General features: G+C 24.3%; 23 protein-coding genes, 1 pseudogene and 1 riboswitch. Of the genes and pseudogenes, 8 read left to right on the top strand and 16 right to left on the bottom strand.

What is annotated here, in order from left to right; all coding sequences use genetic code 4:
- Positions 1-111 precede the first annotated feature (111 nt).
- The 11 genes from ACZ91P_RS05090 to ACZ91P_RS05040 all read right to left on the bottom strand — a co-directional run bounded on the left by ACZ91P_RS05090 (position 112) and on the right by ACZ91P_RS05040 (position 7,515).
- A complete protein-coding gene (locus ACZ91P_RS05090; protein ID WP_465158308.1) occupies positions 112-315 on the bottom strand; it encodes a hypothetical protein in 204 nt (67 codons plus the stop codon).
- The gene (locus ACZ91P_RS05085) at positions 303-521 is read right to left on the bottom strand and encodes a hypothetical protein (protein WP_465158307.1); all 219 of its coding nucleotides are present in this window, start codon (positions 519-521) and stop codon (positions 303-305) included. The genes ACZ91P_RS05090 and ACZ91P_RS05085 overlap by 13 nt, the downstream gene beginning before the upstream one ends.
- Before the next feature lie 11 nt (positions 522-532).
- Positions 533-1,024 (bottom strand): hypothetical protein, encoded by a 492-nt coding sequence (locus ACZ91P_RS05080; RefSeq protein ID WP_465158306.1) that lies wholly within the window; start codon positions 1,022-1,024, stop codon positions 533-535.
- 1,901 nt (positions 1,025-2,925) lie between these two features.
- A complete protein-coding gene (locus tag ACZ91P_RS05075; RefSeq protein ID WP_465158305.1) occupies positions 2,926-3,234 on the bottom strand; it encodes a hypothetical protein in 309 nt (102 codons plus the stop codon).
- Positions 3,235-3,691: 457 nt separating this feature from the next.
- Positions 3,692-3,889: a hypothetical protein gene (locus tag ACZ91P_RS05070; RefSeq protein WP_465158304.1), complete on the bottom strand. Its 198-nt coding sequence runs from the start codon at positions 3,887-3,889 to the stop codon at positions 3,692-3,694.
- 204 nt (positions 3,890-4,093) lie between these two features.
- Entirely contained in the window at positions 4,094-4,465 is a 372-nt protein-coding gene (locus ACZ91P_RS05065; protein WP_465158303.1) for a hypothetical protein, read from the bottom strand.
- 29 nt (positions 4,466-4,494) lie between these two features.
- On the bottom strand, positions 4,495-5,304 hold the full coding sequence (locus ACZ91P_RS05060; protein ID WP_465158302.1) for a hypothetical protein: 810 nt from the start codon (positions 5,302-5,304) through the stop codon (positions 4,495-4,497).
- 343 nt (positions 5,305-5,647) lie between these two features.
- Entirely contained in the window at positions 5,648-6,046 is a 399-nt protein-coding gene (locus ACZ91P_RS05055; protein WP_465158301.1) for a hypothetical protein, read from the bottom strand.
- A gap of 61 nt (positions 6,047-6,107) precedes the next feature.
- Positions 6,108-6,518, bottom strand: coding sequence for a hypothetical protein (locus ACZ91P_RS05050; protein ID WP_465158300.1), 411 nt, complete (start codon positions 6,516-6,518; stop codon positions 6,108-6,110).
- Complete coding sequence (locus ACZ91P_RS05045) at positions 6,473-6,790, bottom strand: hypothetical protein (RefSeq protein WP_465158299.1); 318 nt, start codon at positions 6,788-6,790, stop codon at positions 6,473-6,475. The genes ACZ91P_RS05050 and ACZ91P_RS05045 overlap by 46 nt, the downstream gene beginning before the upstream one ends.
- A gap of 488 nt (positions 6,791-7,278) precedes the next feature.
- Positions 7,279-7,515, bottom strand: a complete 237-nt coding sequence (locus ACZ91P_RS05040) for a hypothetical protein (protein ID WP_338989369.1) — start codon at positions 7,513-7,515, stop codon at positions 7,279-7,281.
- 237 nt (positions 7,516-7,752) lie between these two features.
- On the opposite strand from ACZ91P_RS05040, the gene ACZ91P_RS05035 reads away from it, so the two are divergent.
- The 6 genes from ACZ91P_RS05035 (at position 7,753) to recD2 (ACZ91P_RS05010) (ending at position 12,749) form a co-directional block, all read left to right on the top strand.
- Positions 7,753-7,884: a hypothetical protein gene (locus tag ACZ91P_RS05035; RefSeq protein ID WP_465158286.1), complete on the top strand. Its 132-nt coding sequence runs from the start codon at positions 7,753-7,755 to the stop codon at positions 7,882-7,884.
- The gene (locus ACZ91P_RS05030) at positions 7,885-8,229 is read left to right on the top strand and encodes a hypothetical protein (protein WP_465158287.1); all 345 of its coding nucleotides are present in this window, start codon (positions 7,885-7,887) and stop codon (positions 8,227-8,229) included.
- A gap of 26 nt (positions 8,230-8,255) precedes the next feature.
- Positions 8,256-8,552 carry a hypothetical protein gene (locus ACZ91P_RS05025; protein ID WP_465158288.1) on the top strand — a complete coding sequence of 99 codons (297 nt, stop codon included), beginning with the start codon at positions 8,256-8,258 and terminating at the stop codon, positions 8,550-8,552.
- 164 nt (positions 8,553-8,716) lie between these two features.
- Entirely contained in the window at positions 8,717-8,911 is a 195-nt protein-coding gene (locus tag ACZ91P_RS05020) for a hypothetical protein (RefSeq protein ID WP_465158290.1), read from the top strand.
- A gap of 526 nt (positions 8,912-9,437) precedes the next feature.
- The gene (gene mnmA, locus ACZ91P_RS05015) at positions 9,438-10,571 is read left to right on the top strand and encodes a tRNA 2-thiouridine(34) synthase MnmA (protein ID WP_465158291.1); all 1,134 of its coding nucleotides are present in this window, start codon (positions 9,438-9,440) and stop codon (positions 10,569-10,571) included.
- A 15-nt stretch (positions 10,572-10,586) separates the two neighbouring features.
- Complete coding sequence (gene recD2, locus ACZ91P_RS05010) at positions 10,587-12,749, top strand: SF1B family DNA helicase RecD2 (protein ID WP_465158298.1); 2,163 nt, start codon at positions 10,587-10,589, stop codon at positions 12,747-12,749.
- 60 nt (positions 12,750-12,809) lie between these two features.
- On the opposite strand, the gene ACZ91P_RS05005 is transcribed toward recD2 (ACZ91P_RS05010), so the two are convergent.
- On the bottom strand, positions 12,810-13,334 hold the full coding sequence (locus tag ACZ91P_RS05005; RefSeq protein WP_465158295.1) for a C39 family peptidase: 525 nt from the start codon (positions 13,332-13,334) through the stop codon (positions 12,810-12,812).
- A 575-nt stretch (positions 13,335-13,909) separates the two neighbouring features.
- On the opposite strand from ACZ91P_RS05005, the gene ACZ91P_RS05000 reads away from it, so the two are divergent.
- Positions 13,910-14,716, top strand: coding sequence for a hypothetical protein (locus ACZ91P_RS05000; RefSeq protein WP_465158297.1), 807 nt, complete (start codon positions 13,910-13,912; stop codon positions 14,714-14,716).
- Here the strand turns inward: ACZ91P_RS05000 and deoD are convergent.
- Positions 14,705-15,417: pseudogene (gene deoD, locus ACZ91P_RS04995) on the bottom strand (purine-nucleoside phosphorylase). The gene ACZ91P_RS05000 and the pseudogene deoD sit on opposite strands and share 12 nt — an antisense overlap.
- A gap of 397 nt (positions 15,418-15,814) precedes the next feature.
- Positions 15,815-15,986: riboswitch (cobalamin riboswitch) on the bottom strand.
- 723 nt (positions 15,987-16,709) lie between these two features.
- Positions 16,710-17,981, bottom strand: coding sequence for a hypothetical protein (locus ACZ91P_RS04990; RefSeq protein ID WP_465158296.1), 1,272 nt, complete (start codon positions 17,979-17,981; stop codon positions 16,710-16,712).
- A gap of 575 nt (positions 17,982-18,556) precedes the next feature.
- Between ACZ91P_RS04990 and ACZ91P_RS04985 the strand changes: the two genes are divergently transcribed.
- The gene (locus ACZ91P_RS04985; RefSeq protein WP_465158295.1) at positions 18,557-19,081 is read left to right on the top strand and encodes a C39 family peptidase; all 525 of its coding nucleotides are present in this window, start codon (positions 18,557-18,559) and stop codon (positions 19,079-19,081) included.
- A 60-nt stretch (positions 19,082-19,141) separates the two neighbouring features.
- Here ACZ91P_RS04985 and ACZ91P_RS04980 read toward each other — a convergent pair whose 3' ends face one another.
- Positions 19,142-19,303, bottom strand: a complete 162-nt coding sequence (locus ACZ91P_RS04980) for an ATP-binding domain-containing protein (RefSeq protein WP_465158294.1) — start codon at positions 19,301-19,303, stop codon at positions 19,142-19,144.
- Positions 19,260-21,281 carry an SF1B family DNA helicase RecD2 gene (gene recD2, locus ACZ91P_RS04975; protein WP_465158293.1) on the bottom strand — a complete coding sequence of 674 codons (2,022 nt, stop codon included), beginning with the start codon at positions 21,279-21,281 and terminating at the stop codon, positions 19,260-19,262. The genes ACZ91P_RS04980 and recD2 (ACZ91P_RS04975) overlap by 44 nt, the downstream gene beginning before the upstream one ends.
- Between the last annotated feature and the right edge of the window lie 3 nt (positions 21,282-21,284).

Here is a 21,284-nt window from a genome sequence, read left to right as displayed (position 1 = left end):
CCTTATCATTTACTTTTTTTAGAATATATTTTATTTAAAATAAACTTTTTACTATTTAATAGTGTTTTTATTTTAATTGTTTTGTTTAAATCTTGTTTTGTTCTGAGTTGTTTATAATGCTTGAAATACTAGTCCATTACCCAATAAACTAGTAACCGCACTATCTTCTAGCGTATTTAACAATTTATCTTTATTAAAGTTATTTTTAAATTGTTCTTGCATTTTTAATATCTTAGCAATTGTCCGATATATTTTAAAACTATCTTTTATTACTTGCTGATAAGCAAGCGGGGCAAAAGAAACTAAATTAAACAAACTTGTTTTTTTAAATCTTCAACCAATAAACCACTCACTGTTTGTTTAATAGTAATTATTTGTTTTTCAATTGGGGCTAATAATTTTTTAGTTACTTTTTGAATATAAAAATTTGGGTTTAAATGATTTAAAATTTTATTTAATTTAATTGGTGTTTGGTGCAAGATATTTAATAATTTATTATTATATATTTTACTGCCCCTCATTAAATTAACATTTAATAGTAGATTTTTACCAACACTTTTTTATGAAGATTAGTCATTATGTTATATCACTCATTAGTATTAATTTTACTTATTTTATCAATATTTAATCCATATTCAGACAATCATTTATTAGCATTTTTTTCATTCACGCGTGGTATTTTTTGAACTAATTTAGGACTTATTTTTTGAATATTTTTCTCAATTTTTAATAAATTATTAATTGTTTCTAAATTAGAAACTTTAAAACCTTTATAAAAATCATTTCGGGCTAATTTTCCAATTGTATATAATAAAGTTTCATTATTAGCCTGCTTTGTAAAATCAAATATTAATTTAGAAGATAAAATCTTTTTATCTGTAACTTGCCTTACAACATCTTCTAAATTATTAGCAGTTATTACACCTAATTTTTCAAGTAGTTTAGTTTCTTTCGCTAATTTTAAAATTCTAGTTGTTCGAACAGCACGCGTTAATTTACCAATTCCACCAATTGCTACCCACACTTTTTATTTTTATTGTAGTTATAGTAAAATTTAGGCACAGAAACTAATCCTCTTTTTACAGCCAACTTATTACTAATTATGAAAAAAGCAAAAAACTACTTACAGGTACATCACTCTTTTCGTCCGATGGTAGTAGTTTACTCCAATATTTTTATTAAAATCTATCTTTGGTTTTTCGGTCTCCCAAAGCAGCAAAACTATTTAATTTTTATTTTTAATTTATTTGTACCAACAAATTAAAAACGGATTATTGTTATTTATACAATCAATCCGCTAAATATTATTTTTTAAGTTTTTTTATTTTTTTTTTATTAAAAAATTAAACTTATAACTAATATTAATATTTACGGCAATTCAAATTGTATTTATAACAATTTAAATATTAAGAACTACTTATAAATTTAAGTTTTCTTAATCAAGTATATTGTATTATAAATTTATGTGAGAGTAAATAGTTATTAAAAGAAAAAAAATATTTTTGGAAAATAAGAAATAAAAATAAGGAAGAGAAGGGAAAAAAGTGCGCGGAGACATTTATGTCGTGCCTTTTTATTTATCTGAATAAGGTAGAATAAAATAATGTTATTTTGTAAAGAAAAAACGAGCGAAGCGAGTTTTTTTGATTTATAATTAATATGGCAAATAAATAATTTATTTTGTTGTTGCATTTATGAGATATTTTATTAATTGTTTTTATTTTGTTTTTTTGATAGTAATTAACGTTAAAATACTTTTAAATTAAGGGTATTTTTTATATAGTTGTATATTATTTATTTATTGTTATAATGTATATGAGTATGCAACAACATACATCAATAAAAAAATACCAATTTTACGGCAATTCAATTGGTATTTTTTTATTGATTTTTTTAATTTTGTTTAGTATAATAAAAATATTAAGGTTCTTATGTTTAATTAAAATTAAATTTATAAGTAGTTCTTAATATTTAAATTGTTATAAATACAATTTGAATTGCCGTAAATATTAATATTAGTTATAAGTTTAATTTTTTTTATTAAATTTGTTTTGATAAATTTATGAAGAAAAATAATATTAGTAAAAATATTTATGATTGATTGTTAATTGTTTAAGTTGTATTTATATAATTTATCTTATTATTAATTATTAATGTATTGATTATTTTTCTAATTTGATGGAGGTGTATTATGAATAGTAAGGATTTTTATATTTTGAAAACTTTATATAAAAAATATGGGTTTGAAAAAGTACAAGGAATTTTAGAACATATTAATAATATTACTTAAATTAAAAAAGAAAAATAATTAATTTAATTTATTAGGGTATAAATATTATACCTTTTAGAAAGATGGGGTAATATTTTATGATAGCAATATTGTTATATATTATTTTTGTTGTGATTGTTGTAGGTAGTTTTATTGCTATTGGATTAACAATATATCGAAGAATATTGGAGATAAAAAAAGAAGAATGAAGAAAAATCATTAGAAAAGGAGAGTGTTAAATAATGAATTTGTTAGCAGATACTGCAACTATGTCTAGTGGTGTTCATCAATGTTTTCTGGTATTGGTAAGGCAATGGTGCAAATTAAAGATGGATTATTTGCAATTATTCCAGAAATGTCATCATTTCTGGGTGAAGCTGAGTTATTATGTTACCAATAGCATTTGGGATTTCAACATGATTATTTTATAAAATTCTTAAATTGTTTCGTTTTCATTTGTAGATTTTAACTCCTTTTCCTTTTTTCAACGATAGGGGAGTTAAAAATTTTTGAAGAAGGGAGTTTAAATTTCTATTAGTCTATATGATTATTGATTTAAGTTTGTAATTTATATTATTGCCAATAATATAAATTACAGATTGAAATGAAAAATAGAATCTTAATAAATTCTATTTTTAAAAAAATATTTTTTTAAATTAATATATATAAAAATATTTTTTTTCAATTACATTTTCTAATAAATTAAAAAATTTATTAAAATCTTTATTTAAAATATTAATTACAACTAAATTTTCTCCAACAAAATGATTATCAAATGATTTAATAAATTTTATTTTAGAAATAGTCATTTCATTTAAAAATTCAAGTCATTTTCAAGAATTAAAAATTTTAACAATAAATTTATGATAATTATTTTTAGATAACAACATTTTTTCTTTTAATAATATATTTTTTTCTTTTAATACTAAATTTTCTTCTTTTAAATCAAAAAAATTTTTTTTCAATTTTGTTTATAAGTAAAAACATTTTTATCATTATTAACATCATTTAATTGTTTTACATCATTATTCATTAATTTCACTTCCTTTAAAATTATTTTTAAAAATTTAAATTAATACATATATACATTATAAACAAAATAAAATTTTTTTAAAACATTTTTTGGGTGTGAGTAAATTTTTTACGAATTTTATAAAAACAATAAAAAAATACCCTTAATTTATTGAACTGAATAACAATTAAAAACAAAAACCTGTATTTTTTTTTATTTGCTCTTAATATTTGTTTTTAAATTAAAGTTACAATTTAAGGTAATTATAATTTAATAATTTTTTTATTTTAGATTGTTTTTGAGTTTTTTTGTGACATTTTTTATTTTCCTTTCATTATTAAATTATTTATATTGTTTTGTTTATTTTGTTATTTGATACAAATATCCCCCCTGATTTGTGTCCCTTGTAGTTAATTAAGAAATCCAAATTCAGTTCTTAAACAGTCATTAACTGCTGGTAACAAATTTAAGGCGGTACTTTTTGCTGTTACTTCTGATGTTAATTTATCATATATTTGATTTACGGCAAAATCGGTTGCTGTTTCTACTCCAAACGAGATAAATGCTGCGGCAAAATTAAATAATCCCGCACCAAGACCAACAGCCAAAGCAATACCACCAGTTAAAACTGATAAACCAAGAGCTAAAACTTGAATTCTTAAAAATTCTAATAACTGTAAACCAAAACTTTTTTCTTGTTATTGGATTGATAATCTAGTTGGATTTTTTTTAACAGCATAAATAAGGGCTGTTTTAGATGTTCCAATTGGCATATCATTTATCAAACGAAAAAGTACTATTTTTTAGTACTATTAAGAATTTTTAATTTTAACATCAATCGGATTTGTTTGACCAGTAGCGTTGTTTTTACCTTCAATTTGAACTGCAACTGTTTTATCATTTGTAATATTAATTGGTCAGTCTTCACCTTTACTTTCAATAAAGTAATCAAAATCACTTTCAGTTAAAGAACTATTTACTGCTTTTTCTGCTTTTAAAACAACATCTTTAAATTGTGGTTTTAACTGTTCGGCTGTTGCTTTTGTTGGATCTGTAACATGTATAGTTGGTTTATCTATTTTATTAATATCAATTTTTGCAACAATATGTTTAATAATTCCCTTAGGTTCAACTACTGCTCCACCTAAATATAAAACTCTTTCCATAATCAAAGTATTACCCATACCAGTACCTAACGCAGCTGCACCAACTCTTAACGGAGTATGGTCTTTTTTGCGTAAAATAAGAGGGTCATTTTTTTGCTAAACTTAAAGGCAATTACATTAACTCCGTTTGGTAATAATTCAATTGTTCCTTCTGAACCATCTTTATTAATAATTGGTAATTTTTTAGGAACCATATAGTATGTTGTTCCTTCAACAGTTTTCATTGCTTCACTTTTTGTGATTACACTATTTATTTGGTCGTTTGCTCCAAGTTGTAACTGTAATTTATTACGAATTCCACGAATAAAATCAGCCGAACCTAAAACAATTGTTTCTGATGGAGTAAAGCCGTTTTCATATATTTTATCCATAATTTCATCATGAATTTGTAAAGCATTTGTATCATCTGCTTTTTTGCCTTGAATAGTTGTAACTGCTCCTTTATTAATAATTTCTAAAATTTTATTACGTTTATAAGCAACTTCAGTATCCATTGCTTGTTCAATATAAGCTGCTCAAAGATTAAGATTAAAATTACTTTCTATGGGGTCTAATTTACGAGCAAAAGTTAAAATTGTATCTAATTCAACAATTCCATCTTCAAATTCCACTGTTGAATATTTTAGTAGGTTATCATCAGTATTAAATACTTGACCGTTTGCTCCCAAACCTTCATTATATTTAATATTTTTCTTTCTTTTATATGTTAAACCAAATTTATTTGCTTCTTTTCACGCAAATAAAGCTTCTCAACTAAATTTTTGTTGATAAGTTTGTAAATATCATTGTTCAAATGTTTCTCGATCTCGTTTTGTTGCTTGATTAGCAATATCGCCAAAAATTGTTTTTGGATCCATATTTTTATTCCTTCTTTCTATTTATTAAATACATTGTCTGTATCTAAAATATTGTTTTCTTTGTTTACTACTTTTGGTACGCCCCGAGTATTAACTGTTTGTACCTTAATTAATTCATCATAAACACTTTGCAATTGTGTTTTAATGATTTCAATATCATCAGTAATATCATAAGATTTTAATAAAACATTTTTAAAATCTTCATTATCAGTTGAAGAATTAATAAAATCAATTACTTCAATTTGTTTTAGTTGAATTGCTTGTTGTTCAATTTGTGAAGTTAACTCAGTATTTTTTGTTTGTAGTTCGTTGATTTGCTGATTATTATTTTCTAAATTACTTGCTATTTTTTAATATTTGTATTTGTTCTTTTTCTAATCGCTTTTTGTATAATTTGAAAACTATCTACTCTAAAAGACAAAAAATAGCGTTTAGTTTTTATATTTAACTGATTAAATACTGAGCCTTTAATTTTTATCTCATTATCTTTTTTTAATTTCAAAAACTCAGTTAAAACAGATGGGTTATATATTAATAATGTTGAGTAATTTAATCCTTCTCACTGACATTTAGCCGAACAAGCATCAACTTCAACACCACCAGCAACAAGAGCCTTAATCTTAGTTTTAATCGGATTTTCATGTAATCTAACAGTTAATTCTAACTTATTAACTTTTTTATTTTTTATTTTAGGTTTATTAGTTATTGATTTTTTAGGTAAATTACTTTTTGTTTGTGCCATTTTTATCAACTCCTTTTGCTAAAAAATACTGTAAATGTTTTCAAGCATCGTGTTCATGCTCTTACATTTTAATATTTCCTTTATAAATATAATTTTTCTTAATGACTGGTGATTGTAAAATATATTTTAAATTAAATAAATATTTGCATAAAACTTTTAAACCACCAATAAATTTAGGAGTAGATAATGTATTTTTTATTTTTAAACCCTTATGAAGTTGATAATCTTCAATTATTACAATAACTTTATTTAAATAAGAACAAATTTTATTTTTAAACTCATTTAATATTAAATACATATTATTTATTGCTTCTTCTTCATTTTTGGAATTAAAAGTAATATTATTAATTATTTTCTTTTGCAAAACATTATAAATAATAATACCAGTTTCTCCAATTCCAGCAGGGTCAATTGCAATAATATATTTTAATTTATTTGTTTTATTTTTTTGTCAATTTGTAATATTTTTCATCCATCGGATGCTAAATCTAAAATATCGTTAATTTTATAATATTGCATATATGAAACAATAACATCTCACTTGTCTTTAAATAAATTTAAGTACATTTTTGCTCATTCTAAACATTGCAAACCATAATGCTTTTTATGATGTGAAATACGACAATTAATAGGCTGACAATTAACTCAATAAAATGATGTTGTTATTTCATTCCAAGTTTTATTAATATATTTACTTTTATATTCTGTGATTATAATTCCTCCTAGTTTTAACTTGCTTGGCACTCACTCCCAAGTGAAAGTGCCAAGCGAGAATTAGTTATATAAGTATTTATCTATTTTTTTACTACGCCATCCGCTTCACTGGGGGTCAGCGGTGGCGGTATGTTAATTATTTGAATGTTTAATAATACACAGTTGTTTTTTTAATATTGACGCCAGACATATATATGTCTTCCTTTATCCGTGCCCATTTGTGCTTTCGCTCTGGGATTTGACGCTCAGTTTTTGAAATTAAATTTACTCGCATCGATGCAAAGGACCGAATGCTAAACGCAAATTTAATTGTTTGTGTCACCATCTCAATATTTATTGTCGTTTGATGTTAGCCTTGGACACATCACGACTATCGCTTAGTTCTAATGAACCAGCGCCGATTTACATATTTCCTCATACACTGTTTCATTACTCGCCTCGGCTGGCTGTGGGAATGAGTATAAACTCATGTTCTTATGGAAGCACTTAGTTATTTAAAATAACCGTCCCACTCTGCATTAAGTTGTTTTGTAAAATTTAAGTTTTAAAAACCCAGTTTCTCAATCAAAGATAATTTTTGAATTTTCTAAACGTTTATAAAACCGCTTTTGTGTTTTATCTTTTACTTTATTCAATAAATCTTTATGTTTTTCACAAGTTCATAAAACTTTATTTGATAAAAATTCTTCGGTAATGAATGATATTACTTTATAACAATCATTAACATCACATATTTTTTGTTGCTTAATTATCATTACCTCCTTTTAGGAGTTGTTTTATTTTAAATAAAAAAACAACCCTTTAATAAGAATTGTTTTGTTCTAATTGGTTTACACTATACAAAGCATTGAACAGCAAGAGTTTACTTTAAATAATGATGCAACTTTTTTCTACAAGAAAATAGTCATTTTTTTAAGAATAATTATTTTTTTACTAAAACCCAAAATGTTAATCAAAATAGTGCTTTAAATTCATTTGTATAACCACGGAAAATGATTTTAAATTTAGATAATTCAAATGCATTAAAAATTTTACATCATCAAACTGAAAAGTTACAACAAGAAAAAACAAGTTTTCATCACCGATTAAATAAAATTAAATCAACTTTTGATGAAAAAATTTAATTGGATAATGAAGAACATTTATATGAGCCACCTACTATTACAAAAAACATTGATTTATTAAATTTTAATAAGAAAAATAATGATGCTCAATTTAACAATGAACCTGTTGAAGTTAAAATTGATCATACAGAAGTTAAAGCACAAGCTCGTGCTGTTGCTCAAAAAATAATGCAAAAAGATCAAGAAAAATTAAAGAAGTCATTAACTAATATTGATAATAAACAAACTATAAAATCAAAGTCAGTTCTAACAAATCATTTTCCTAAACTTTCTTTACCAAAATCATCACCACAAAAAGATGTTTTTTTACTCAAAGTTATAATAAAATACCAGGTCAAAAAATAAATGTTTCGCAAAAAATAACACATAATATGTCTTCAATCCAAGCAAAAAATATTGAAGAAGAAACTTATAATAAAAAGTTTGACAATAAACAAAATGAAAATAAAAAAACAGGAAAAGGAGTAGATTTAATTGTTCGTCCTGACAAGGGAAATCAATTTTATGATGAAATTGATACGATGGAATGGGATATAACAAAACGACCAAATTTAGGAGTGGAACAAACAACCAATAAATATTATCATCAAGAAGAAAAGAATTTGGAAACAAAAAAAGTTTCACAAGTTTTATCAGAAAAAGTAAAACTTCAAGATGAAACTTCTTAAGCAATTGAACTTGAAGAAGCAGAGGGAACTTATCAAATAGATAATTTTTATGCTAAGTTATTTAATTCTAATGTCAAAGAAGATTTGATAAAACAAGGCATAAACTTAAAATAAAACAAATTGGAAGAAGAAAAGCAAAAAACCTTAATCCTAATATTTTGCCTTTGACAAATAAGCACTCAAAGTCTACTGTTCAAGCAACAACAATGTTTAATAATAATTATCAAATTAAGCAATTACCAAATGGGCGTCAACGAATTACTAAAATTAAGAAAAACAACATTCTTAAATGACGTGATCCAATTGTTTTAATTGCACGCCTTATGGCGATTATTGGATTAATAGTATTATGTATGTAGTGCATTTTTAGTGTTTAATAATTGAATTAATAATTCAGCTTTAGATTTATATAATTTTTTTGTAGTTAATTTTGGTAAATTTAATTTTATTACTGTTAATCATAATTATTTTTTTATGAATCGAATATTTATGTTAATTTTAATTGGGATTTATGCAATTATTGTTGTTCTTCCATTTTGTTTGGTATCAAATTTTAAAATTCAGCTTTATTGTTTTTTACCATTAAGTTTACTTTTCTTTTGTAGTGTGATTGGGATTGCATTATATAGTTATTTTTTTATGAACAATATTTTTAATTAGTCCAGTAATATTATGCAAATTATTAGTTATAGTTTTTTATTGTTGGCAAATATTTTAATGTTAGCAGCAGTTTTAAAAAGAAAAAAAGAAAGGTCTTAAAATTTATATAGTAAATTATTTAAACAATAGGAAACCAATTTCTTATCTTGGGATTTTTAATTTTCAATGTTAAAATAATAGTACTAATTAATTATTATTTATTTATAAAAAAGGAAGTGATGTGCAATGAAAAAAGTTGTTGTCGGATTATCTGGAGGGGTTGATTCTTCAGTTAGTTTATATTTATTACAACAAGCAGGTTATGATGTAGAAGGTCTTTTTATGCGGAATTGAGACAGTAAATTAAATAATGATATTTTAGGAAATAAAGCAATTAATAATGTGATTTGTCCACAAGAACTTGATTATAATGATGCTGTTAATGTTAGTAAAACATTACAAGTACCATTGCACCGTGTTGATTTTATTAAAGAATATTGAGAATATGTGTTTAAACATTTTATTAATGAATATCAAAAAGGGCGAACTCCTAATCCAGATATTTTATGTAATAAGTATATTAAATTTGACTATTTTTTAAACTATGCAATTAATAACTATCATGCTGATTTTATTGCCATGGGACATTATGCTCAAGTACGATTTAATGAAAAATTACAAGAATATCAATTATTACGGGGAATTGACCGGAATAAAGATCAAACTTATTTTTTAAGTCAGTTGAACCAAGGGCAATTATCAAAAACATTTTTTCCATTAGGAAATTTAACAAAAAAAGAAGTTAGAGAAATTGCAAGTGCACAAAATTTAAGCACAGTTAATAAAAAAGATTCAACAGGAATTTGTTTTATTGGAGAACGTGATTTTAAAAACTTTTTACAAAATTATATTCCAAATCAAAATGGTAATATTGTTGATATTGAAACAAAAGAAGTTGTTGGTCATCATAATGGGGTGATGTATTATACAATTGGTCAACGTCGTGGTTTAAATTTAGGTGGGATGAGTGAACCATATTTTGTGGCTGGTAAAAATGTAGAAAACAATATTTTATATGTTGCAAAAAGTAGTGAAGAAAAATGACTATATTCAACGAGTTGTATTATTACTGATGTTAATTGAATTAATACTTTACATGAAAAAGAATTTAATTGTACAGCTAAATTTCGTTATCGTCAAAAAGATATTCGTGTTAAAGTAACAGTTTTAAGTGATAATAAATGTCTTGTGCAATTTGCAACAAAAGTAAAAGCGATTACGCCAGGACAAGCTGCTGTTTTTTATGATGATGAAGTTTGCCTTGGGGGCGGAGTTATTAATGATGTTTATTTAGATAATCAAAAATTATGATATTTATAAGAAAGGATTACTAAAATGGCTGAAAAAATACGGGGTTATTTAAAATTAATTGTTTTTGAGTCCAATAATGGTTATCGGATTTGCAAATTTCAATTAGAAAATGATAAAACACATTTTATTTTTATTAAAGGATTTTTATCAACTTTACAGCCAGAACAATTATATGAATTACAAGGGGACTTTGTCTATAATGAACGCTATGGTGAAAATTTTGAAGTTAAGGAAATTCATAAACTTTCCCCACGGAGTAATGATGAGGTTTTAAAATATTTAACTAGTAGTTTATTTCCCACAATTGGTGAAAAAGCAGCACAAATAATTATTGATTATTATCAAACCGATGTGATTACCAAGATTAAAGAAAATTTATCAGTCTTACATGAAATTCCGGGTATTAGTGTTAAGCAAGCTAATATTATTGCAAAGGTATTTAAGTCAATGAGCCGTGATGATGAATTAAATCATCAATTTAATCAAAAAGGATTATCTTTACAAGTTTTATCTTTATTAAAAACAAAATATAATGTTGATCAGATTTATGCTTTATTAAAAAAAGATCCTTATTCATTATTATTAAAAGATAATATTGCTTTTAAAACAATTGATAAGATTTATTTAGCATTTGAACAAGAACCTTTTACTAACATTCGAATTGGTTATTATGCATGATATTTAGCAAAAGAATTTTGTAATAATAATGGTGATACTTATTTAACGTTAAATGAATTAACAAAAATCTTACAAAAGAATTTTCCTTTTTTAACAAAAAAACAGTTGTTAGCCGGATTAAAATATAGTAAAGAAATTAAATTATTAATTTTTAAGGATGATAAAATTTATGTTGCAGAAATATATCATAGTGAAATTAATATTGCTGCAATGTTAGTTGATTTGAATACGATTGATCAATATGATGATCAAAAATTAACAGAAGAGTTAGAAAAGTTAACAAATAAAAAACAAATTACTTATAATATTAATCAAACAAAAGCAATAAAGGCTGCTGTGCATTCTAATTTTTTAATTATTATTGGAGGACCTGGTACGGGTAAAACAACAGTTGTTGATGGTATTGTTAGTCTTTTTAAAAAAGTTTACCAACAATCAAAAATTGTATTAGCAGCACCAACTGGAAAAGCAGCCAAACGATTACGAGAAAAAACTGGGCAAAAAGCTTTAACAATTCATAAATTATTAAAATATGATGCTTTGACTAATCAATTTTTTTATAATGAAAATAATCCTTTGGAAAATGATATTTTAATTTTAGATGAAGTTAGTATGGTTGATAGTTTGTTATTATCACAAATTGCAAAAGCTAGTGTTAATTTGCGTAAATTAATTTTAATTGGTGACCCAAATCAATTATCGTCAGTTGCTTGTGGTGATTTGTTACGAGATATTATTCAAAGTGATGTTTTTAATGTTATTAAATTAGAAGAAGTTTATCGTCAAGAAGCTGGAAATGACATTTTAGAACTATCTTATGCAATTAAACAAGAACATTTTGAAGATAATAATTTATTTGACAAAAAAGATTTTACTTTTATTAATGAAACTGATTCACAAACATTATTAACAATTGTTGGTAATTTATATCAAAAACTTAGTGATGAATATGCAGCAGATTATAATGCTATTCAAGTAATTGCCCCAATGTATAATGGTCCAGTTGGAATTAATGCATTAAATACTTATTTGCAAAATCGAATGAATCATGCAAGTGGTCAAAAAGAAATTAAGATTGGGCATCGTTTTTTCCGAGTTAATGATAAAGTTATGCAACTGAAAAATCGACCTGAATTAGAAATTTATAATGGCGATGTTGGCATTATTGTTGATATTAAAAAAGATAAAAATTTAAATGATGTGATCTTAGTAAAATACGATAATGTAATTGCATATAGTAAAGAACTTTATTATGATATTACTTTGGCTTATGCTTGTAGTGTTCATAAATTACAGGGCAGTGAATATGATAATATTATTTTTGTAATAACAAAAAGTTTTTGAATGATGTTAAAACGAAATCTAATTTATACAGCAATTACTCGTGCTAAAACTAAATTATATTTAATTGGTGAACCATCAGCATTTTTATATGGTGTTAATAATTTACCACAAAAACGGCGAACAACTTTACAAGAAAAAATTAAAACATTTTTAAAAGAACAATAATTATCATATTTTGCCTAGTTTTAATATTATCGTAAAAAATTTAACATAAAACTTGTTAAATTATAGAGGCGTTGCAATGGCACCAAGATTAGCAGATGCTATTGTAAACATATTTATTAAATTATGGCCTGTAAAAGTTTTATTAGTAGTGCGATCAAAAGCATCACTAACATAGTAAATGGTTTCATCCGGATTATCTTCAATGAATATTGCTATTATATTAACAACATGTTTTACTTGACTATTTGGTCATCAAGGCGGACTGCCTTTAATGCCAAATATTACTGGCATATCATTTTTAAGACTAAGTTTAACTAAATTTTGTAATCATAGTTTTTGTTTATCTTTTTTACCAAAATTTTGTTCTAAGACATAATTTTGATATTCTAAAAAATTTGGATGTAGTTGCAAATTAATATGTTTATTTAATATTGGAATAGCATTCACCATCAAAGTTTCATCATTTGTTTTTATTTCATTAGCTAATTCATTTTGCGATAATAAATCATTATTATTTATGTAACTAATAATAGATTTAACTGATGCTGGAACACAATAATATTTTTGCTCTTTTACTTTTTTCACCAAACCAGTTTTTTGTTATAATGGGGGTGCTTAAAATTAATATTAATAAATAACTTAATTTTAAGCAAACAGAGAAACATATATTTTATAGTTTTCATTAGTTTATATTTAAAATGTGTAATTAAAATCTCCTTTTAGTTACACATTTTTCTTTCATTGAAAATATTTTCAAAAAGTCAATTTCTATTGCTTTTTTATAATAAAGATATAAAAAGGAAATTAGTTTGAAAATATTGTTAATATAAAATAATTATGATAAAGTGAAGATTGTAGATGATTTTTAAAATATTAGTAATATTTTTAAGGTAAATGACTTTAATTAATTAAAATATGAATTAAAAAAGAAATTTTAACATCAGTTAGTACCAGAAACTGTAATTATAATATTTAAGTTTTAATTTTTTTAAGTTATAATTAAAAAGTATAAAATTAGATATTACGAAGGGATTTTAAATAGTGAAAAAACTAATGATTTTATTAGGAATGACTTTTTTGCAACGGCAGGATATAGTCCAATTATCGGTTGTAAAAAACCGCTTAAACTTGATGATACTGAAAATGGTATTGGAAAAGATATGGAAATTTTAAATAAAATTTCACAACGTGCTATCAACAATTTTTCAGTTTATGCACAAAATAAAAATACAATTAATAGTACTGAATATCAAAATAAATTTGATAAGCTGTATACAATGGTTGACAAGGAAACTGAAAGCAGAAAATTAGACCAAATGGATAAAGATGCGATAGATGCTTTAGCAACATTAAAAAATGGCTTTCTTGCTGTGTTTAATAATATTAATAATGAAATTTATAATGACTATTCAAATTATTATCCTGATAGTAAACCAATTAATTTATTAAATGATAGTTTAAGTTATGAATTAAATTTTATTGATATGGTTCAATTGCAAGCAATTTTAGATCGACCAGGATTAGAAACAGTAAAAGCAGTTAGACTAGATTTCCATTTTCAATTTGAAGCTAAGTTTAAACTTTTAACAACAACTTCAGATTATGTAATCCAATATGTTATTACTGATAATCCAGAAGAAATGAAAGTTGTTTTAAATGGGATGGTTCAAAAAATTTCAAGAGTAATTGTTAATTTTTTCAATCAAGAAGGAATTTTTCAAATTGATAAAACACCTGAATTTGCTACAATTTATCAAAATTTTGATGTAAACTATACAGCTGGTTTTGCTAATTTAGATAATATTATTTTAGAAAAGTTACAAAGTAAAATTAAAAGTGATAGCGAATTGCAAAAGTTTGTAAAGAATATTAAATATAATTCTTCACTAACTTTTGTTTTTCCTGCTCTAACGGTTCCAAAGACTGCAATTTTCATTTTATTGCTCCTTTCGTTTTTAATCCATTAATTGAACAGAAGTATCTAATGCTAATTCAACGATTGTCATAAAATTATTTTGGCGTTCCAATGCTGTAGTAACTTCTTTAGTTACAAGATGGTCAGAAACTGTTAATAATGTAGCTGCATGTTTTTGCGTAACAATTGCATTAGTAAACAAAGCATATGATTCCATTTCAACAACATCTAACTTATGAGTATAAGTAAAGTCTAATGAATCATCATAACGATAAAAAACATCTGCTGCATGAGCAATTTTCCCGTGTGAGTTTTAATTCCTTTTGCTTGTGCTACAGTTTCAATTTCATTAAATAATTTTTCACTTGCAGCAATTAAATTACTATCAATATTAGCTGCAATTTTTGCATAATTACTTTCGCCAAATGCTTCACAAACATTAAAGATATCATAAACTTTAATATTTGGATTATAACTTCCAGCTGAACCAATTCTAATAATATAATCAACATCATAAAACTTAAATAATTCGTATGAATAAATTCCAATACTTGGACAACCCATTCCACTTCCAGCAATTGTTACCTCAATGTTTTTATATTTGCCAGTATACATTAACATATTTCGAACTTCATTTACTAATTTTAAATTTGTTAAATATTTTTCAGCAACGGTTTTTGCCCGTAATGGGTCTCCCGGCATTAAAACAACTTTTGCAATTTCTTCTTTTTTGGCATTAATATGTGGTGTCATTTTTTTATTCCTCTCTTTTCCGCTTAATTTAATTACCAATAAATACACCTATCAATGCTATTTTTATTTAAAAAGTAAGGATATTTAAACAACACGAAAAAGAATATTGTTGCATATCCACATAAATGATGTTTAATTTCTACGATTATTTTAATTAATAATTTAAGACAATAGCAAAAATAAAACCATTTTAAATCAAATGCTATTAAACTTAATTATTAATTAATTTTATTATTTATTATCTTTTAAATAATACCTTTTGATAGGATTACTGCTTTAAATTAACAACTAAAAAACGCTTTTTGACATCTTTCAAATTATTATTTAATAGTTTTCACTAATAAATAATTAATCATCTAACCCCAGAGATAATAACTATAAGTGCACCATTGATATTTTACCAATGTTTTTTTAGATCAGTCTACTGGCTTAGTTTCACTTTACTCACTATTCCTTCTCAAGAAATATTTTCTCAATGGAATGATGTTAGCTTTCATCCACTTTTCAGTTGCTGGGACAGCCTAGAATTCACACCTAATTCCCGTAACATCAAAAATTGCTTTTTAAAGTTATTAAAATAATAATATAAAGTTTACTTTTAAAATGCAAGTTAAAATTAACAAATTATTTACCAACTAAAAACAAACTAGGAAAAAGGTTGATATTTTTATAATTAAAAATGAAACTATTGTCAGAAAAATCTAGAAGCATATAATAAAGATTGTAAATAATATTTATGGACCTTATTAAGTATTTTTACTCCTTTCAATTCCAATATAGAATCAAAAAATAGTTAACAATCTAGCCCACCATAAAAAATAATAAATAACATAATAAATCAAATAATAAGCAATCAATAACAAATAGTTATTTATTTGCAATATTATTAAATAAATAATTTAGGTTTAGTTTTAAATTTTGTTATATTCCTTATTAGTAGTAATCAGCAACACAATAACATTTATAAACTATTAAATGAATAATGTGACAATTATTATTCACATACTAACCTTAATTATTATTAAAATAAACGGACCAGATTTATTATTTACATACCTGATAGCATTAATGCTAGCAATTTTTATTGTTAATTTAAAAAAGCAAGGTTTTCTTGCTTTTTTAAATTAAACTTATTTTTTAGTAAATTCTAAGGTAAATAATGTTGATGTTCATCCAGTATAATAAACCGCATTATTTTTTTCAAATAATAAATCAAAGTTTCAAACTGCTCGCCAACGAAGTGAAAAAGTATCTTTAGTTTCATTTAAACTCACTTTGTGAACACGTTTTTCCTAATTACCAGTTGTAAAAATATCAATTCCTGGTAAATTTTTTGTTTGATTTGCTTCTTTAAAATCATTAATTAATATTTTTAAAACATCTTTGTATTTTCGGGTTTTTAAATTTAAAATTTTAGTAAAAGCTTCTTTGCTAAGATGGAATACTTCTGAATGCTCATTTGATTCTAATTTAAAATGATTATAAAAAGCAACTACTAACCGTCCATATTCCATTAACTTATTTGTTAAACCTTCCTCTGTAATTTCAACTTGAACTTTTAATGCTTGCCCATCATTCATTACTGCTCCAGATAATGGAAACCCTGCCACTTGAATTTTTGCTAAATTCACATGAAAATCAGCTAATCGTAAGTTCTGACCTCCAGTATTAAAAACATTAACTAATGAACGATAAAACTTAACAAAATTTTCTGGAGTAATTTTATTAGGCTGATATCCTTTTTCGGTTCAAACATATGAAGCTGTATTTTCTCGAACAACATTAACACCATTAGTAGTATTATTAATTGCACTTGTTAGTAAACTTAATAAAGTTATTGAAGAATTATATTTAATATTCTTTACAAACTTTTGCAATTCGCTATCACTTTTAATTTTACTTTGTAACTTTTCTAAAATAATATTATCTAAATTAGCAAAACCAGCTGTATAGTTTACATCAAAATTTTGATAAATTGTAGCAAATTCAGGTGTTTTATCAATTTGAAAAATTCCTTCTTGATTGAAAAAATTAACAATTACTCTTGAAATTTTTTGAACCATCCCATTTAAAACAACTTTCATTTCTTCTGGATTATCAGTAATAACATATTGGATTACATAATCTGAAGTTGTTGTTAAAAGTTTAAACTTAGCTTCAAATTGAAAATGGAAATCTAGTCTAACTGCTTTTACTGTTTCTAATCCTGGTCGATCTAAAATTGCTTGCAATTGAACCATATCAATAAAATTTAATTCATAACTTAAACTATCATTTAATAAATTAATTGGTTTACTATCAGGATAATAATTTGAATAGTCATTATAAATTTCATTATTAATATTATTAAACACAGCAAGAAAGCCATTTTTTAATGTTGCTAAAGCATCTATCGCATCTTTATCCATTTGGTCTAATTTTCTGCTTTCAGTTTCCTTGTCAACCATTGTATACAGCTTATCAAATTTATTTTGATATTCAGTACTATTAATTGTATTTTTATTTTGTGCATAAACTGAAAAATTGTTGATAGCACGTTGTGAAATTTTATTTAAAATTTCCATATCTTTTCCAATACCATTTTCAGTATCATCAAGTTTAAGCGGTTTTTTACAACCGATAATTGGACTATATCCTGCCGTTGCAAAAAAGTCATTCCTAATAAAATCATTAGTTTTTTCACTATTTAAAATCCCTTCGTAATATCTAATTTTATACTTTTTAATTATAACTTAAAAAAATTAAAACTTAAATATTATAATTACAGTTTCTGGTACTAACTGATGTTAAAATTTCTTTTTTAATTCATATTTTAATTAATTAAAGTCATTTACCTTAAAAATATTACTAATATTTTAAAAATCATCTACAATCTTCACTTTATCATAATTATTTTATATTAACAATATTTTCAAACTAATTTCCTTTTTATATCTTTATTATAAAAAAGCAATAGAAATTGACTTTTTGAAAATATTTTCAATGAAAGAAAAATGTGTAACTAAAAGGAGATTTTAATTACACATTTTAAATATAAACTAATGAAAACTATAAAATATATGTTTCTCTGTTTGCTTAAAATTAAGTTATTTATTAATATTAATTTTAAGCACCCCCATTATAACAAAAAACTGGTTTGGTGAAAAAAGTAAAAGAGCAAAAATATTATTGTGTTCCAGCATCAGTTAAATCTATTATTAGTTACATAAATAATAATGATTTATTATCGCAAAATGAATTAGCTAATGAAATAAAAACAAATGATGAAACTTTGATGGTGAATGCTATTCCAATATTAAATAAACATATTAATTTGCAACTACATCCAAATTTTTTAGAATATCAAAATTATGTCTTAGAACAAAATTTTGGTAAAAAAGATAAACAAAAACTATGATTACAAAATTTAGTTAAACTTAGTCTTAAAAATGATATGCCAGTAATATTTGGCATTAAAGGCAGTCCGCCTTGATGACCAAATAGTCAAGTAAAACATGTTGTTAATATAATAGCAATATTCATTGAAGATAATCCGGATGAAACCATTTACTATGTTAGTGATGCTTTTGATCGCACTACTAATAAAACTTTTACAGGCCATAATTTAATAAATATGTTTACAATAGCATCTGCTAATCTTGGTGCCATTGCAACGCCTCTATAATTTAACAAGTTTTATGTTAAATTTTTTACGATAATATTAAAACTAGGCAAAATATGATAATTATTGTTCTTTTAAAAATGTTTTAATTTTTTCTTGTAAAGTTGTTCGCCGTTTTTGTGGTAAATTATTAACACCATATAAAAATGCTGATGGTTCACCAATTAAATATAATTTAGTTTTAGCACGAGTAATTGCTGTATAAATTAGATTTCGTTTTAACATCATTCAAAAACTTTTTGTTATCACTGCCCTGTAATTTATGAACACTACAAGCATAAGCCAAAGTAATATCATAATAAAGTTCTTTACTATATGCAATTACATTATCGTATTTTACTAAGATCACATCATTTAAATTTTTATCTTTTTTAATATCAACAATAATGCCAACATCGCCATTATAAATTTCTAATTCAGGTCGATTTTTCAGTTGCATAACTTTATCATTAACTCGGAAAAAACGATGCCCAATCTTAATTTCTTTTTGACCACTTGCATGATTCATTCGATTTTGCAAATAAGTATTTAATGCATTAATTCCAACTGGACCATTATACATTGGGGCAATTACTTGAATAGCATTATAATCTGCTGCATATTCATCACTAAGTTTTTGATATAAATTACCAACAATTGTTAATAATGTTTGTGAATCAGTTTCATTAATAAAAGTAAAATCTTTTTTGTCAAATAAATTATTATCTTCAAAATGTTCTTGTTTAATTGCATAAGATAGTTCTAAAATGTCATTTCCAGCTTCTTGACGATAAACTTCTTCTAATTTAATAACATTAAAAACATCACTTTGAATAATATCTCGTAACAAATCACCACAAGCAACTGACGATAATTGATTTGGGTCACCAATTAAAATTAATTTACGCAAATTAACACTAGCTTTTGCAATTTGTGATAATAACAAACTATCAACCATACTAACTTCATCTAAAATTAAAATATCATTTTCCAAAGGATTATTTTCATTATAAAAAAATTGATTAGTCAAAGCATCATATTTTAATAATTTATGAATTGTTAAAGCTTTTTGCCCAGTTTTTTCTCGTAATCGTTTGGCTGCTTTTCCAGTTGGTGCTGCTAATACAATTTTTGATTGTTGGTAAACTTTTTTAAAAAGACTAACAATACCATCAACAACTGTTGTTTTACCCGTACCAGGTCCTCCAATAATAATTAAAAAATTAGAATGCACAGCAGCCTTTATTGCTTTTGTTTGATTAATATTATAAGTAATTTGTTTTTTATTTGTTAACTTTTCTAACTCTTCTGTTAATTTTTGATCATCATATTGATCAATCGTATTCAAATCAACTAACATTGCAGCAATATTAATTTCACTATGATATATTTCTGCAACATAAATTTTATCATCCTTAAAAATTAATAATTTAATTTCTTTACTATATTTTAATCCGGCTAACAACTGTTTTTTTGTTAAAAAAGGAAAATTCTTTTGTAAGATTTTTGTTAATTCATTTAACGTTAAATAAGTATCACCATTATTATTACAAAATTCTTTTGCTAAATATCATGCATAATAACCAATTCGAATGTTAGTAAAAGGTTCTTGTTCAAATGCTAAATAAATCTTATCAATTGTTTTAAAAGCAATATTATCTTTTAATAATAATGAATAAGGATCTTTTTTTAATAAAGCATAAATCTGATCAACATTATATTTTGTTTTTAATAAAGATAAAACTTGTAAAGATAATCCTTTTTGATTAAATTGATGATTTAATTCATCATCACGGCTCATTGACTTAAATACCTTTGCAATAATATTAGCTTGCTTAACACTAATACCCGGAATTTCATGTAAGACTGATAAATTTTCTTTAATCTTGGTAATCACATCGGTTTGATAATAATCAATAATTATTTGTGCTGCTTTTTCACCAATTGTGGGAAATAAACTACTAGTTAAATATTTTAAAACCTCATCATTACTCCGTGGGGAAAGTTTATGAATTTCCTTAACTTCAAAATTTTCACCATAGCGTTCATTATAGACAAAGTCCCCTTGTAATTCATATAATTGTTCTGGCTGTAAAGTTGATAAAAATCCTTTAATAAAAATAAAATGTGTTTTATCATTTTCTAATTGAAATTTGCAAATCCGATAACCATTATTGGACTCAAAAACAATTAATTTTAAATAACCCCGTATTTTTTCAGCCATTTT

The organism is Spiroplasma endosymbiont of Halictus nicosiae (assembly GCF_978018445.1).
The sequence above is the reverse complement of the archived record's forward strand: the minus strand, read 5'-3'. Positions and strand labels throughout refer to the sequence as shown.